Origin of the sequence: Streptomyces milbemycinicus, assembly GCF_002154605.1 — a bacterium.
GTDB classification, from domain to species: Bacteria; Actinomycetota; Actinomycetes; order Streptomycetales; family Streptomycetaceae; genus Streptomyces; species Streptomyces milbemycinicus.
Window position 1 is genome coordinate 67334 of sequence record NZ_MUNE01000127.1, and the last position, 14822, is coordinate 82155.

14 protein-coding genes and 1 pseudogene are annotated in these 14822 nt (G+C 70.7%); 9 read left to right on the forward strand and 6 right to left on the reverse strand.

Going from position 1 to position 14822, the window contains the following annotated elements; translation table 11 throughout:
• Nucleotides 1-27 precede the first annotated feature (27 nt).
• Nucleotides 28-606: pseudogene (locus tag CCN51_RS11285) on the forward strand (MFS transporter); the annotation flags it as partial.
• On the opposite strand, the gene CCN51_RS11290 reads toward CCN51_RS11285, so the two are convergent.
• The 3 genes from CCN51_RS11290 to CCN51_RS11300 are packed head-to-tail and all read right to left on the reverse strand — an operon-like array spanning nucleotide 560 to nucleotide 3572.
• Nucleotides 560-1318: an SDR family NAD(P)-dependent oxidoreductase gene (locus CCN51_RS11290; RefSeq protein ID WP_014182421.1), complete on the reverse strand. Its 759-nt coding sequence runs from the start codon at nucleotides 1316-1318 to the stop codon at nucleotides 560-562. The pseudogene CCN51_RS11285 and the gene CCN51_RS11290 overlap by 47 nt on opposite strands.
• A gap of 29 nt (nucleotides 1319-1347) precedes the next feature.
• Nucleotides 1348-2373, reverse strand: coding sequence for a phosphotransferase family protein (locus CCN51_RS11295; protein ID WP_014182420.1), 1026 nt, complete (start codon nucleotides 2371-2373; stop codon nucleotides 1348-1350).
• The gene (locus CCN51_RS11300) at nucleotides 2370-3572 is read right to left on the reverse strand and encodes an acyl-CoA dehydrogenase family protein (RefSeq protein ID WP_055414373.1); all 1203 of its coding nucleotides are present in this window, start codon (nucleotides 3570-3572) and stop codon (nucleotides 2370-2372) included. Before CCN51_RS11300 ends, CCN51_RS11295 begins: the two co-directional genes overlap by 4 nt.
• Nucleotides 3573-3705: 133 nt before the next feature.
• Between CCN51_RS11300 and CCN51_RS11305 the strand changes: the two genes are divergently transcribed.
• Together CCN51_RS11305 and CCN51_RS11310 are read left to right on the forward strand one after the other, a co-directional pair.
• On the forward strand, nucleotides 3706-4374 hold the full coding sequence (locus CCN51_RS11305; RefSeq protein WP_014182418.1) for a TetR/AcrR family transcriptional regulator: 669 nt from the start codon (nucleotides 3706-3708) through the stop codon (nucleotides 4372-4374).
• Between the two features lie 188 nt (nucleotides 4375-4562).
• Complete coding sequence (locus CCN51_RS11310; protein ID WP_014182417.1) at nucleotides 4563-5873, forward strand: MFS transporter; 1311 nt, start codon at nucleotides 4563-4565, stop codon at nucleotides 5871-5873.
• Nucleotides 5874-5910: 37 nt separating this feature from the next.
• Here the strand turns inward: CCN51_RS11310 and CCN51_RS11315 are convergent, their stop codons facing one another.
• Together CCN51_RS11315 and CCN51_RS11320 are read right to left on the reverse strand one after the other, a co-directional pair.
• Entirely contained in the window at nucleotides 5911-6660 is a 750-nt protein-coding gene (locus CCN51_RS11315) for an SDR family oxidoreductase (protein WP_014182416.1), read from the reverse strand.
• A 57-nt stretch (nucleotides 6661-6717) separates the two neighbouring features.
• Nucleotides 6718-7758, reverse strand: coding sequence for an NAD(P)-dependent alcohol dehydrogenase (locus CCN51_RS11320; protein ID WP_043492847.1), 1041 nt, complete (start codon nucleotides 7756-7758; stop codon nucleotides 6718-6720).
• Between the two features lie 232 nt (nucleotides 7759-7990).
• On the opposite strand from CCN51_RS11320, the gene CCN51_RS11325 reads away from it, so the two are divergent.
• Nucleotides 7991-9136, forward strand: a complete 1146-nt coding sequence (locus CCN51_RS11325; RefSeq protein ID WP_014182414.1) for an acyl-CoA dehydrogenase family protein — start codon at nucleotides 7991-7993, stop codon at nucleotides 9134-9136.
• A gap of 93 nt (nucleotides 9137-9229) precedes the next feature.
• Here CCN51_RS11325 and CCN51_RS11330 read toward each other — a convergent pair whose 3' ends face one another.
• A complete protein-coding gene (locus CCN51_RS11330) occupies nucleotides 9230-10093 on the reverse strand; it encodes a 3-hydroxybutyryl-CoA dehydrogenase (RefSeq protein WP_014182413.1) in 864 nt (287 codons plus the stop codon).
• A 189-nt stretch (nucleotides 10094-10282) separates the two neighbouring features.
• On the opposite strand from CCN51_RS11330, the gene CCN51_RS11335 reads away from it, so the two are divergent.
• Genes CCN51_RS11335 through CCN51_RS11355 form a run of 5 tightly spaced genes read left to right on the forward strand, consistent with a single transcriptional unit; the run spans nucleotide 10283 to nucleotide 14804 of the window.
• Complete coding sequence (locus CCN51_RS11335) at nucleotides 10283-11071, forward strand: enoyl-CoA hydratase/isomerase family protein (RefSeq protein WP_043488367.1); 789 nt, start codon at nucleotides 10283-10285, stop codon at nucleotides 11069-11071.
• 5 nt (nucleotides 11072-11076) lie between these two features.
• Nucleotides 11077-11457, forward strand: a complete 381-nt coding sequence (locus CCN51_RS11340) for a Zn-ribbon domain-containing OB-fold protein (RefSeq protein ID WP_043492845.1) — start codon at nucleotides 11077-11079, stop codon at nucleotides 11455-11457.
• Entirely contained in the window at nucleotides 11454-12599 is a 1146-nt protein-coding gene (locus CCN51_RS11345; protein ID WP_014182410.1) for a thiolase family protein, read from the forward strand. Before CCN51_RS11340 ends, CCN51_RS11345 begins: the two co-directional genes overlap by 4 nt.
• A gap of 31 nt (nucleotides 12600-12630) precedes the next feature.
• Nucleotides 12631-13833, forward strand: a complete 1203-nt coding sequence (locus tag CCN51_RS11350; protein ID WP_014182409.1) for an acyl-CoA dehydrogenase family protein — start codon at nucleotides 12631-12633, stop codon at nucleotides 13831-13833.
• Nucleotides 13830-14804, forward strand: a complete 975-nt coding sequence (locus tag CCN51_RS11355) for a phosphotransferase family protein (RefSeq protein ID WP_014182408.1) — start codon at nucleotides 13830-13832, stop codon at nucleotides 14802-14804. The genes CCN51_RS11350 and CCN51_RS11355 overlap by 4 nt, the downstream gene beginning before the upstream one ends.
• Nucleotides 14805-14822: the final 18 nt, after the last annotated feature.

Sequence of the window (14822 nt, forward strand, 5' to 3'; positions counted from 1 at the left end):
ACATCCTGATCACGAACGAGGCACACGCTGCTGGTCTACGGCGTCGCCACCTGGCTGCCGACCCTGATGCGCGGCGAGGGCTACGAGCTGGGCTCCACGCTGACCTTCGTCGTCCTGTTCAACCTCGGCGGCATCGTGGGGATGCTGGTCGCGGGCCGAGCCTCCGACCGCTTCGGCGCGCCGTGCATCTCGGCGATCTGGTTCGCGCTGACCGCCGCCGGTGTCTTCCTGCTCAGCATCCACATGCCACTGGCGCTGACGTTCACGGTCGTCTTTCTCACCGGCGTGTTCCTCAACAGCGCCCAGACCATGGTCTACGCGACGGTCTCGATCCGCTCCACCTCGGAGAACCGCGCCACCGCCGTCGGCTGGACCTCCGGCACGGGCCGCCTCGGCGCCGTCTTCGGGCCGTGGCTCGGCGGCCGGCTGCTCGCGGCGGGCAATGGCGACTGGGGCTTCACCGCCTTCGCACTGGCAGGTGTGTCGTCCATGATCTTCATCGGCCTCGCCGCGGTGCGCGGCTCGAAGCAGGCGGCGCGCGGCAGCACCGATTATTCGGTCAGCGTGCCGTCCAGCCGCCGTCCACGTACAACTCGGAGCCCGTGACGAAGCTCGCGTCCTGGGAGGCGAGGAACGCGACCGCCCCCGCGACCTCTTCCGGCCTGCCGAGCCGCCTCATGGGGGTGCCCTCGACCATCGCGGTGTGGCGGGGCGTGCCCCGCCACAGTTCGCGGGAGAGGGGCGTTTCGATGAAACCGGGGTGGATCGAGTTGACCCGGACGCCGCGCGTGGCCCAGTGCAGGGCGGCGTTCTTCGTCATCAGCCGGACCGCGCCCTTCGCCGCGTGGTAGGAGAACTGGCTTCCGAAGCCGCCGACCGTGCCGAATATCGACGCGATGTTGACGATCGAGCCGCCACCGGAGCGTTCGATCGCGGGTCCACCGTGCTTCATGCCGAGCCAGACACCGCCTTGGGTCACCGCGATGACCTTGTCCCACGACTCCTGGGTCTCCGTCTCCACAGTGCGCATCTCGGCGATACCCGCGTTGTTGACGAGCACCGACAGGCCACCCCATGCGGAGACCACGCGCTCGACCGCGCCGCGCCACGCCTCCTCGTCACTCACGTCCAGCGCGAGGCCCAGTGCCCGCGCTCCATCGGCCGTCAGCTCTGCCGCCAGTCGGTCGCAGCGCCCGGCGTCCACGTCGGTCACCACGACCGTGGCGCCCTCGGTGGCCAGTCGGCGCGAGACGGCGGCGCCTATGCCGCCGGTCGCTCCGGTGACCAGGGCGATCTGTCCGGACAGTCGGTCTCGCACGGGCTTTCCTTCGTTCGGTGTGTCAGTGGTCATGGCAGCAACTCCAACCCCGAGCCCAGCAGCGCGGGCACCGCGGAGCCGACCCGTTCGAATCCGGTTCCGACCGTCTGTCCCGCGCGGTAGCGGGCGTGGATGCCCTCCGCGATGACGGCGAGCTTGAAACAGGCCATCGCCTGGTAGTAAGGCAGGAGGCCGATGTCCCGGCCGGACTTCTCGGCGTATCGCTCGGCCAGCTCGGGGCCCGAGGGAAATCCGGGGTTGGCCGTCGGGACGTGGCGCGCCCCGAGGACCGGTTCGCAGGTCCGATCCCAGTACATGAGCAGCATCCCGAGGTCGGCCAGAGGATCGCCGAGCGTGGCCATCTCCCAGTCGACGACCGCGGCGATCCGCCCGAAGTCGGGCGCCAGGATGGTGTTGTCCAGGCGGTAGTCGCCGTGCACGATGGCCGGGGTGCCGCTCTCGGGCAGGGCGCGGGCCAGTCTGCCGTGCAGTTCGTCGAGGTCGGGCAGGGGCCGCGTGGCGACGTTGTCCCACTGTCCGCGCCATCGCCGCACCTGGCGCTCCAGATAGCCGTCGGGACGGCCGAACTTGCCGAGCCCGACGGCGGCGGCGTCCACGGAGTGCAGCGTGACCAGGGCGTCCACCAGCGCGTCGGTGGCGCGCCGTGCGTCGTCGGGCGGCAGTGCGGCTGCCTTGTCGCCGTCGCGCAGCACCGTGCCCTCCACGAAGCCGACGACGCAGAACGGGGCTCCGATCACCTCCGGGTCCGTGCACGACAGCACGGCCCGGGCGACCGGCACCCCGGTGCCGCCGAGCGCCGCGACGACGCGGTGTTCGCGGTCCATGTCGTGCGCGGTCGGTGTCAGCACCCCCAACGGCGGTCGGCGCAGCACCCACCGGCGTGTCCCGTCGGTCACCTCGTAGGTGAGATTGGAGCGACCGCCGTGCAGGGGCGTCACCTTCAACGGGCCCGCGCACTCGGGTACGTGGCGTTCGAAATAACGCCGCAGCGCGGCCACGTCGACTCCGGCCACCGGCGTCTCGGAGGTGGTCACCGAATGGCCCTCCGCTCCCGCGCTGCCCGCACCGCGCGCTTGGCGATGGCCCAGCGGTGGGTCTCCGAGGGACCGTCGTAGATACGGAACGGACGCACCTCCCGGTACAGCCGCGACAGCGGGGTGTCCCCCGAGATGCCGAGCGCACCGCAGATCTGCACGGCCCGGTCGACCACCCGGTTCACCGCCTCGGAGACATAGGTCTTGGCGATCGAGGTGTGCTGGGCGGCCGGGCGGCCCTGGTCCAGTTCCCAGCAGGCCCGCCACAGCACTGCCCGGCCGGTCTCGATGTCGATCTCGGAGTCGGCCAACAGCTGCTGCACCATGCCCAGTTCGGCCAGCGGCTTGCCGAAGGCCGAACGGTCCGCCGCGCGCTCCAGGGCGATGTCCTGCGCTCGCCGAGCCACTCCGAGCCAGCGCATGCAGTGGGTCATGCGCGCGGGCCCCAGGCGCACCTGGGCATACGCGAATCCCTGGTCCACCTCGCCCAGCACGGCGGTGTCCTCGACCTCGCAGCCCTCGAAGACGATCTCGCTGTGCCCGCCGAAGAGCCCCTGGTCCAGAGTGTCGATATTCCGGACGATCTTCATGCCGGGGTTGTCGGCGTCGACGAGGAACATCGTCGCGCCGCCCGCGTCGCCGGGGCCGCCGCAGGTGCGGGCCATGCAGATGGCGAAGGCCGCCCCGTCGGCGCCGCTGATGAACCACTTGCGGCCGTCGATCCGCCAGCCGCCGTCGGTCTTCGTCGCGGTCGTGGTGAGCGCACGCGGGTCGGAGCCGGCGCCCGGCGCCGGCTCGGTCATCGCGAAGCACGAGCGCACCTCACCGGCAGCCAGCGGGCGCAGGTACCGCTCCTGCTGCTGCTCCGTGGCCACTACCTCGAGCAGATGCGCATTGCCCTCGTCGGGCGCCGCGCAGTTGAGCGCGAGAGGTCCCAGAAGCGAGTACCCGGCCGCTTCGAACACCACTGCCTGCCCGCACAGGTCCAGCCCGAGTCCGCCCCACTTGGCGCCGACATGCGGCGCGAACACCCTCGCCTCGCGGGCCGCGCCCTGAAGGCGGCGGCGCAGCGGCTCGGGTCCGGCATGGACATTGCCGTCGCACGCCTGCTCCTCGGATATCACCACATCCCGTACGAACTCGGTGGTGCGCCGCGCGATCTCCGCGACCCTCTCGTCGATCTCGAACCCGATGGACACCTTCACTCCCGAGCTTGGCTACTGGGCATTAGCCATCTCATGGGCAGAAGGGCGGGCGTGTCAAGGGAGCGGGCTAGGGTGAACAGCTCGGCAAAGTGGAATAGGCTAACCATCGATAGCATCAGGAGTCCGTATGAGCTCAGCCCAAGGCGGGGCATACGAGCGGCCGCATCGGCCGGCGCGGCCGGAGGCCGCGCTCGCGGCCAACCGCCGTTCGGCCATCCGGCAGGCCGCGCTGCGGCTGTTCGCCGCGCAGGGCTACCGGTCCACCACCATGGCCGATATCGGGGCCGCCATCGGCATCCGCGGTCCGAGTCTCTACAAACACGTGGCCTCCAAGCATGAGTTGCTGGCCGAGATCATGATCGGCACGATGGAGCAGCTCATCGCCGGCAACATCGCGGCCGTCGCCGGCGCGGACGACGTGCGGGAGCAGCTTCGCCGCTCCGTGGAGGCGCATATCCGTTACCACGCCCGCCACCGCCTGGAGGCATTCGTCGGCAACCGCGAGATCGGCAGCCTGGAGCAGCCCGCCCAGGATCGGGTCCTCGGCCGCCGCAGCGACTACGAGCGCCGCTTCCGTGAACTCATCGAGCGGGGTGCCGCCGAGGGGGCCTTCCGTGTGCAGTCGGCCAGGATCGCCTCGTACTCGATCCTCGACATGGGGATCGGCGTCTCCAGCTGGTTTCACGAGGGTGGCGAGTTCACCGTCGATCAACTCGCCTACCAGTACGGCGACATCGCGCTCCGCGTCGTGGGCGCGCGACCGCTCGGCGGCTCGCCCGATCCCCTGTGTGAGTAAACCGAATCCAATTCAAATCCTCAAGGGGTAGGCGCCGCTTTCGGCCGCGCGCACGTCATTCCACCGGGTATCCGTCGCGCACTCCGAGGAAACCCTTGCTCAAAGGCTAGCTGTACTGAGTTCAGTTCTGTACCGTCCCGGGCGTCGGCAGGGTTACGGGACCGTGCCGTCGGAAGGAGGGCCGGATCGTGAGCACCACACAGCAGCCCGCCCCGCCGGGGTCGGAGTCGGCGCCGTACGCTCCACGTACAGTGCGCCGCGCGATGCTCGCCGGAAGCATCGGCACCCTGATCGAGTACTACGACTTCAGCGTCTACGGCTATCTCGCCGTGGCGATCGCTCCGCAGTTCTTCCCCAGCGACGATCCGGCGGCCTCGACGCTGGCGGCGCTTGCCGTGTTCGCCACCGGCCTCGTGGTACGACCGGTCGGCGGTGTCTTCTTCGGGTGGATCGGCGACCGATGGGGGCGTCGCAAAGCGCTGGTCTCCTCCGTGCTGTGCATGGGAGTGGCCAGCAGCATCACGGGACTGCTGCCGACCTACAGCCAGATCGGCGTGGTCGCCGCGGTGCTCCTGTTCCTCACCCGGCTGGTGCAGGGCGTCTCCTCGGGGGGCGAGTCGGTCGGCGCCTACACCTACATCTACGAGTCGGCGCCGCCCCGGCGCAGGGCCTTCCTCGGTGCCGTCACACCCATCGGGTCCAACCTCGGGTTCATGTTCGCGGCCGCCACGGCCGGGGCGATCTCCGCCCTCACCACCAAGGAACAGATGGCCGACTGGGGGTGGCGGCTGCCGTTCCTGATGGCCGTGCCACTCACCCTGGTCTGTCTGTGGGCCCGGCTGCGGATCGAGGACACTCCGGAATTCGAGGAGGCCGCACGGCGTGCCGACATCCCGGCGGCTCCGATCCGGGAGGTCCTGTCCACCCACCGCGTCGCGCTGCTGCAGTCCATCGGCCTGGCCATGGCGCAGGGCGGCGCCATCTTCCTGGGGCTGACGTACATCGGTATCTACCTGTCCACCAAACTGGGTTACGACCCCACGCTGGTGTTCTGGCTGAGCGCCGGTGTCGTGCTCGTCACCGTGCTGCTCATGGTGCCGGCCGGCTGGCTCGCCGCCCGGTTCGGGTGCCGTCGTGTCCTGATGGGCGGGCTGCTGGGCTTCCTGGTGACCGCCTACCCCGCGATGATGCTCATGGGCCGGCACAGCCTGGCCCTGGCCGGCCTGGCCTATCTGCTCTTCATGCTGAGCAGCGCGTTCGTACAGGTCCCGGCGGCCAGTCTGTGGCCGCATCTGTTCGAACGCCGGGTCCGCTACACCGGCATGGCGATCGGGTACAACATCGGCACCGTCCTCGCGGGCGGTACGGCTCCGTACATCGCGGCCTTCCTGGTCGAGCGGACCGGGAACCTGCTCTCCCCGGCGTTCTTCGTCATGGTGGTCTGCCTGATCGGGATCGGTGTCCTGTTCACCGTCCGCACGGATGTGACGGATGTGTAGGGCGTCGGTTGCGGTGACCCCCGGTCACCGCATCGCGCTAATCCCCTGTCGTAGGGGAGTGGCTGCTGTGGCCGATGGTCTGGCCGCCGTCGACGAGGAACTCTCCGCCTGTGGTGTAGGAGGCGTCATCACTGGCGAGAAAGAGCACCATGCGGGTGACCTCCTCGGGCTCCCCGATGCGGGGCACCGGCTGATGGGCGAAGAGTCCGGGTGAGGCGTCCTCACCCATGGGCGTGCGGATGACGCCCGGGTGTACGGAGTTGATGCGTACCCCAGTGCCTGCCATGTCCAGTGCGGCGGCCTTGGTCATCCCTCGCACCCCCCACTTGCTCGCCACATAGCCGATGCCGCCGGCGAAACCCACGAGGCCGGCGGCCGAGGAGACGTTGACGACCGCCCCGTGGCCGCGGTCGCGCATGCCGGGGAGGACGGTGTGCATGCCGATGAAGGCGCCCACCAGGTTGACGTCGAGGATCCGGCGGAAGTGTTCGGGCGACTGCTCCACCACGCCGCCGAAGTGAATGATCCCGGCGTTGTTCACCAGGACGTCCACGGGGCCGAAGGTGTCCTCGACTGTGCGGACGACGGATTGCCACTGCGCTTCGTCGGTGACGTCGAGGTGGCAGTACCGCGTGTGGGGGAGCTCATCGGCCAGGGCCTCTCCCTCGTCGTCCAGCAGATCGCAGACGGCGACCCGGGCGCCTTCGGCGGCCAGGCCGCGTACGTGCGAGGCACCCATGCCCCGGGCCCCGCCGGTGACGATCGCGACCTTTTTGTCGAAGCGCATCTGGGGTTTCCCTTCCGTGTCCATGAGTCAAAGTCGCCAAGCCGTCTGTGCGTGTGGTCAGTCGGGGACGAGCACGGTCCGGCCCCGCACCTGGCCCCGCCGAAGCCGGCCGATCGCTTCCGGTGCCGCGGACAGCGGGAACCGTTCCGATTCGACGTGGAGGGCTCCCGAGCGTGCCAGCGTGACGACCTCGGCGAGCTCGGGGCGGGTTCCCCAGAAGGGCAGCGAGAGCCGGAAGCCGGGTGGGAGAACGCCCGGTTTGGAGACCGTCAGGCAGCCGCCTCCGCTTCCGACGAAGGCGAGTTCACCGCCGGGGCGCAGGACGCCGGTCGCGAGTTCCAGGGTCTTTGCGGTGCCGACGAAGTCGAGCACGGCGTCGGCTCCCGCGTCACCGGTCCGTGCCCTCAGCACGCGGGCGGTGTCCGGCCGCATCAGGGTGCCGAAGTCCGCGCCGGAGCGGTCCGCGAGAGCCAGGGCATCCTCCCGGACATCGACCGCCAGTACGCGGCTCGTGGTGGTCGCGCGGAGGATCTGGACAGCCAGGTGACCGAGCCCGCCGACACCGATGACGACAGTGGAGGTGCCCTCACGGAGTGCGTGCCGGAGCCCGGCCACGGCGTGGTAGGACGTCAGACCCGCGTCGGAGAGCGGGGCCGCCTGATCGGCCGGCAGGTCGCCGATCGGCACCAGATGGCGGGCGGACGGGACGAGGAGGTACTCGGCCATTCCGCCGTCCCGGCCGAGTCCGGCCCCATGCCATGTGAGGGTGTCACGCCGGTCGCAGTAGTTGTCCCGGCCCGTGGCGCAACGGTCGCAGGCGCCGCAGCCCCACGGTCCGTAGAGCACCACGCGTTCACCGACCGCCACCCCGTCGGCGTCGGGACCCAGGGCCGCGGCCCGCCCGGCGACCTCGTGGCCGAGGGTGAACGGCAGACGGTAGGGGAGCGACCCAGGGGCCCCGTCGATGACGTGCAGGTCGGAACGGCACAGCCCGGCGGCTTCCACCTGCACCAGTACCTCGGTGCCACGGGGCGTGGGCCGCTCGACTTCGGCCGGTGCCGGGGGCTCGCCCCACGCCGTCAGCCTCAGTGCCCTCATCTTCACCGTCCCAGGTCTCGTCAGTCCCGAGGCCGCCACGTTAACAGAGGTGAAATTGGTTCAGTAGATGGGGAGGGCGATCGGCGTGACGCGTGGAGGCGTCCGGACGGGGTCGGAGATGCACGAATCGGCCCGTGTGGAGGTCTTGCCCGCGCGGGGCTCGGTGTCTACGGTCATGAATTGAGTTCAATTCTCAGATGCCACCCCGTCGTACGAGCACGATGGAGACCCCATGCACCGTCGCCACCCCGAGATCGACCCTCAGCTGCTGTCCGAATCGGACGAACAGCGGCAACTGCGTACCGTCCTGCGGGACCTCTTCACCGAGGCCAGTGGCGCCGAGGACGTACGCAAGCATCTGGCCACCGCGCGCGGATACGACGAAGCGCTCTGGGTGCGGCTCGCGGGCGAGATCGGGGTCCATGGGCTGGCCGTTCCGGAGGAGTACGGCGGGTCGGGTTTCACCTTCGCCGAACTGGCCGTGGCCCTGGAGGAATCCGGGCGCGCCCTGTACTGCGCGCCGCTGCTGCCCACGGTGGTCCTGGCCGCACACGCCCTGCTGTACAGCGCTGACCGTACGGCATGCGAGCGCTATCTGCCCCGGATCGCGGACGGCACGCTCACCGCGACCGTGGCCGGGTTCGGAGCCGACGAGCCCGGTGTCACCGCGGAACAGGAAGGCAAGGGCTGGGTGCTGCGTGGGCGGGCGGATTTCGTGCTCGACGGCGCCGGCGCGGATCTCATCGTGGTGCGGGCCGGAACACCCGCCGGACCTCGGCTGTTCGCCTGCGAGCCCGCCTCCGGCGCCTGTCGGCGAACTCCGCGCCGTGTCCTGGACGAGACGCGGCGCCAGGCGCTGGTGGAGTTCCGAGGCGCCCCGGCCACCGCCGTGGGCATGGCGGAGGGCGCCGAGGACACGGTCTCGGCGACTCTGGACGCCGGGCGGGCCGCACTGGCGGCCGAACAGGTCGGCGGCAGCGGGCACGCGCTGGACGCCACGGTCGAATTCGCCGCACAGCGCCACCAGTTCGGGCGCCCCATCGGCTCCTTCCAGGCCGTCAAGCACCGGCTGGCCGACGTGCTGGTCGCGCTGGAAGCGGCGCGCTCGGCGTCCGCGTACGCGACTGCCTGCGCCGCCGTCGCCTCGCCCCAGTTGCCGGTGGCCGCCTGCGCCGCCGCCGTGGTCTGCTCCGAGACCTTCCGTCTGGCGACAGCCGAGTACGTCCAACTGCACGGCGGTATCGGCTTCACCTGGGAGCACCCGGCCCATCTGTACATGCGTCGCGCACGCGGCGGCGAAGTGCTGTTCGGCACGGCGGACCGGCACCGGGTCCGCCTCGCCGGACTCATCGGTCTCGCCACCCGGGCCGCCGCCTGAACGGCGGCGGCCCGGCACCGGTTTCGCGATGAGTCCGTCTCCGGAGAAACGACGTCATTCCGGCCGCCCGCCGGACCGTCGGTGCGGAGGGTGTCATCCGTCGTACACGTAGAACCCCCGGCCGCTCTTGCGGCCCAGATGTCCCGCGGCGACCATGCGCCGCAGCAGCGGGGGAGCGGCGTACAGCGGTTCCTTGAATTCCTCGTACATCGACTCGGCGACGGCCTGGGCCGTGTCCAGGCCGATCAGGTCGAGCAGCCGCAGCGGACCCATCGGGTGGGCGCAGCCGAGTTCCATGCCGCTGTCGATGTCGTCCGCGCGCGCCATTCCGGACTCGACCATGCGGATCGCGGAGAGCAGGTACGGCACCAGCAGCGCGTTGACCACGAAGCCGGATCGGTCGGGCGCCTGGATGACCGTCCTGCCCAGCCGTTCGGCGGCGAAGTCGCGGGTGCGGGCCAGGGTTTCGGCGCCGGTGGTGAGGGCGGGGATCACCTCGACCAGCTTCTGCACCGGTACGGGGGTGAAGAAGTGCAGCCCCACGACATGGGAGGCCCGGCCGGTGGCCACGGCGAGGTCGACGACGGGTATCGAGGACGTGTTGGTGGCGAGGACGGCCTCCGGGTCGGTGACCACCTTGTCCAGTCGGCGGAAGACTTCCAGCTTCACCTCCCGGTTCTCGGCGACGGCCTCGACGACGAACTGCCGGTCGGCCAGTTCGCCCAGGTCGTGGGTGAAGGAGAGCCGGGCCAGGGCCTGATCCCGGTCGGACTCGGTGAGCTTGCCGCGCCGCAGGCCGCGGTGGAGGGAGGCGGTGATGCGTGCGCGGCCGGCGGCGGCCAGCTCCGGGGTCGATTCGGCGACGGTCACATCGAGACCGCGCAGGGCGGCGACCTCGGCGATGCCGGAGCCCATGAGGCCGCAGCCGACGATGCCGAGACGGGAAATGCGGGGCATGGAGGTCCTTCCTCAGCGATCTGGACGGCAGGGGGTGCCGGCGCGAGGCGCTCCGTCATATTGAACTGAAGTAGGTGATCTCATCAAGAGCGAGTCTGAATCCATAAACCTGCCTTGGTGAAGGGGTTGACAGGGTCTCTTCGTGGTTCCAGTGTTGTAGTGAATTCAGTTCAGTTTGAGGGGTGAGAGATGACAGTGGAAGACGAGATCCAGTTCGAGCGTGACGGCCACGTCGCCCGTGTGTGGCTCAACCGCCCATGGAAGAAGAACTGCGTTACCGTGCCGATCCTGGACCGGCTCGACGAGATCATCACGGAGGTGGACGAGGACCCCGGGCTGCGGGTCCTGGTGGTCCGCGGCCGCGGCGGCACCTTCTGCTCGGGCTTCGACCTCGACAGCCTGAAGGCCGACTACGTCGGCAAGTCGAACGCGATCGACGTCGCGGTGAAGTCCGCGAAGGTGTGCGACCGCCTGTACTCGATGAAGACCCCCTCGGTCGCGGTCCTGGAAGGCCACGTCACCGCCGGCGGCTTCGAGATCATGATCTCCTGCGACTTCGCCATCTCCGCGGACGACGCCAAGATCGGGGACTTCCACATCCGCCGCGCGCTGTTCGGCGGGGCCGGCCCGATCTACCGGGTGCCGCGCATGATCGGCATACGCAAGACCAAGGAGCTGATGCTCACCGGCAAGCTCCTCTCCGGCGTCGAGGCCGCCGAGTTCGGGCTCATCAACAAGTCGGCCCCGGCCGACAAGCTGGACGAGACGGTCGAGGACTTCATCGGCGACCTCGCTGACAAGAGCCCCTTCACGATGTGGCTCACGAAGATGACGATCGACCGCAGCCTGGATGCCGACACCCAGTCGTTGATGGTGATGGAGCACCTCGCCGTGGGCGTGGCGCTCAACTCCGAGGACGCGAACGAGGGCGTGTCGGCGTTCCTGGAGAAGCGCGAACCCAAGTGGCAGGGGCGCTGATCCGGATGGCCACGGATCCGCGGAGTCCGGCCGCCGGGCTCCAGGGCTCACGCTGCTCCGGCTGCTCGGTGGCGGTCTACCCCGCGGACGACGCGTGCCCGCGCTGCGGGGGGCCCGCCCGGCCGGCGGCCCTCCAGGGCACGGGCACGCTGTGGACCTGGACGGTGCAGCGGTACGCCCCCAAGTCGCCGCCCTACCGGGCCCCGGCCGGAGGCTTCGTGCCGTTCGCGCTCGGCTACGTCGAGCTGGCCGAGGGCGTGCGGGTGGCCGCCGTCCTCGACGTCGACGACTTCGAAGACCTCCGCATCGGCATGCCCCTCACCGTGACCGCGGGTGCCGGTGTCCCGAGGGCCAGGCCCACGACCCCGGGCGAGGAGGGTTCATGAGCACCGACGTCCTGATCTGCGGCGCCGGGCGAACCCCGTTCGGCCGGTCCGAGGCGACCGGCCGGCAGCTGGCCGTCGGCGCGGTGAACGCGGCCCTGGCGGACGCCGGGATCGAGTGGTCGCGGGTGCGGGCCGCGTTCGGCGGCAGCGACAGCGCGGGCCTCGCCGACACCCTGGTGGCCCAACTCGGCCTGACCGGACTGCCGTTCGTCAACGTCAAGAACGGCTGCGCAACCGGCGGCAGCGCGCTGGTCTGTGCCGTGAACGCGATCCGCTCCGGCATGGCGGACGTCGTCCTGGCCGTCGGCTTCGACAAGCACCCGCGCGGCGCCTTCGACCCGAGGCCGGAGGACTGGGGCCTGGGATCGGAGTACGGCAGCGACGGGCTGATGGTGACCACCCAGTTCTTCGGCATGAAGATCCAGCGCTATATGCACGACCACGGGATCACCCCGCGGACCCTCGCCCTGGTCGCCGAGAAGGCGTACCGCAACGGCGCCCTGACCCCCGAGGCGTGGCGCCGCACACCGCTGTCCGCCGAGGAGATCCTCGACTCCGGCATGGTGAGCGATCCGCTGACCCGGTACATGTTCTGCTCCCCGGGAGCGGGTGCCGCCGCGCTGGTGCTCTGCTCGCCCGAGGCCGCCCGCACCATGGACGGCCCGCCGGTCACCCTGCGCTCGGCGGCCGTTCGCACCCGGCGCTTCGGCTCCTTCGAAGTGTTCAGTCCCTGGATTCCCGGGGGCGAGCCGACCAGTGTCAGCCGGGATGCCTCGGCCGCCGCCTTCGAAGAGGCGGGGATCGGCCCCGGTGACGTCGACATCTGCCAGTTGCAGGACACCGAGAGCGGCGCCGAGGTCATGCACATGGCCGAGTGCGGATTCTGCCAGGACGGCGAGCAGGAGCGGCTGGTCGCCTCCGGTGGCACCGGAATCGGTGGGACGCTGCCCGTCAACACCGACGGCGGCTGCATCGCCAACGGCGAACCCATCGGCGCCTCGGGACTGCGCCAGGTCTACGAAGTCGTCCAGCAACTGCGCGGACGGGCGGGTGAACGCCAGGTCCCCGGCGAACCCCGGGTCGGCTTCACCCATGTGTACGGCGCCCCCGGCGTGAGCGCCTGCACGGTGCTGTCCCGCTGAAACGTCCCGCCGATCGGAGGTGGAAGAAGAGATGAGCGGCATCCCGGGACCTAAGGAGTTCCGCGCCCAAGCCCGGCAGTGGCTCGCCGGCGTCGGCAGACCCCGCGCCGCCGACGGGGAGTGGGGCAGCGGCTCCGACTCCGTCGCCGTGTTCGAGAACTGGACCGAGGAGCAGGAGCGCGAGCACACCGCCCGTGTCCAGGAGTGGGAACGCACCCGCTACGACCAGGGGTGGTCCGCGCTCGACTGGGAGGAGACATACGGAGGGCGGGGTCTGCCCGCGTACTACGAGCAGCTCTACCGCGCCGAAGAGGCGGCCTTCGACGTGCCGCACCGCACCGAGATCTTCCCTGTGACGCAAGCGCTCGTCGCCCCCGCGGTCGGCATCTGGGGCACCGAGGAGCAGAAGCGGCGCTGGCTGCGGCCCATGCTGCGCACCGACGAGCTGGCCTGTCAGCTGTTCTCGGAGACCGAAGCCGGCTCCGACCTCGCCGCGGTGCGGACCAAAGCGGTGCGCGAGGGCGACGATTGGGTGCTGACCGGGCACAAGGTGTGGACCTCCGGAGCCCGCGTCGCGACCTGGGGCGTGGCGGTGTGCCGCACCGATCCGGAGGTACGCAAACACGCCGGCATCACCGTCTTCCTGGTCCGCATGGACGCGCCGGGCGTCACCGTACGGCCCATCCGGCAGATGACCGGCGGCACCAGCTTCAACGAGGTCTACCTCGACGGCGTGACGGTGCCCGACACCGACCGGCTCGGGCCGGTCGGCGAGGGCTGGCGGGTGACACTCAGCGTGCTGGCCGCCGAGCGGCTCGACTCCGGCGGCCTCGGCCTGGACAACGCCGACCGGGCGCTGGAACTGGCCGGGCACCTGCCGCGCCCCCTCACCGGCAGCGAACAGCAGCGGGCCGCCGACCTTCACATCCGCACCCTCGTCCAGCGGCTCATCGGACTGCGGGTGACCGCGGCCCTCGTCGCCGGGCGCGAGCCCGGCGCGGAAGCCTCGGTCGGCAAGCTGTACGCCACCGAGACCATGCGGCGCACCAGCGACCTGGTGTCCGAGCTGCTGGGCCCGAGCCTCGTGGCGGACACGGGGGCATGGGGCAGCTTCGCCTGGACGGAGCACCTGCTCGGCGCCCCCGGCTACAGCATCGCGGGCGGCACCGACGAGATCCAGCGCAACATCCTCGCCGAACGCGTACTCGGCCTGCCCAAGGAGCCCGTCCGATGAACACGGCCACCCAGGCGCCGGAGCCGGCCGCCCGGGTCCGCGACCGGCTCGCGCGCCGCCACCCGGGGGCGCTGATCGGCGAGTTGACGGTGTTGCCAGGCGGCCACTCGGGGCTGACGTACTCGGTCGCGGCGGGGGGCGCCCGGTATGTCGTCAAGGCGGTGCCCCCGGGGCAACGGCCCGTAGGACGCAATGACGTACTGCGCCAGGCACGGGTGCTGCGAGCGCTGGCCGGGTCCGCGGTGCCGGTTCCGGGCGTCGTGGCCGTCGACGAGAGGCCACCCGCCTGGTTCGCCATGGACTTCGTCGCCGGGGAGGCCGTCGAGCCGGTACTCGACGAGAACGAGGTGCCCGCCGCGACGGCTCGGGCCCGGATGCTGGAGATCGCATCCGTCCTGCGGCGGCTGCACGACACCGATGCCGACACGCCCGGGCTCGACGCGCCCGAACCGCTCGACCCCGTCGGCGAGCTGGAGCGCTGGAGCCGCACCCTGCACGCCGTCCCCGCCGAACTGCGCCCCGGTGGCCAGGAGCTGCTGGCACGCCTCGCCGACGACGTGCCCCGCGGCCTCCCGCCGGCGCTGCTGCACGGGGACTTCCGGCTCGGCAACGTGCTGTGTGCGGGCGAGCGCGCGGTGGCCGTCATCGACTGGGAGATCTGGAGCGTCGGCGACCCGCGCATCGACCTCGGCTGGTTCCTGCTCTTCGCCGACCACCACAACTTCCCCGAGCTGGGACACGCCGTGCCCGGCCTGCCCGGCGAGGCCGAACTGCTGGACGCCTACCGTGACGACCGGCCCGCGCCGCCCGCGATGGACTGGTTCCGGGCGCTCGGCCGCATGAAGATGGCCGCGATCATGGGCCACAACCTGCGCCGGCACCGCGAGGGCAAGCACCACGACCCGGACCAGGAGCGTCTGCCGCCCACCATCGCCGCCATGATCCGCACGGCACGCGACATCCTCGGCTGATCCGGCCCCACCGAACAG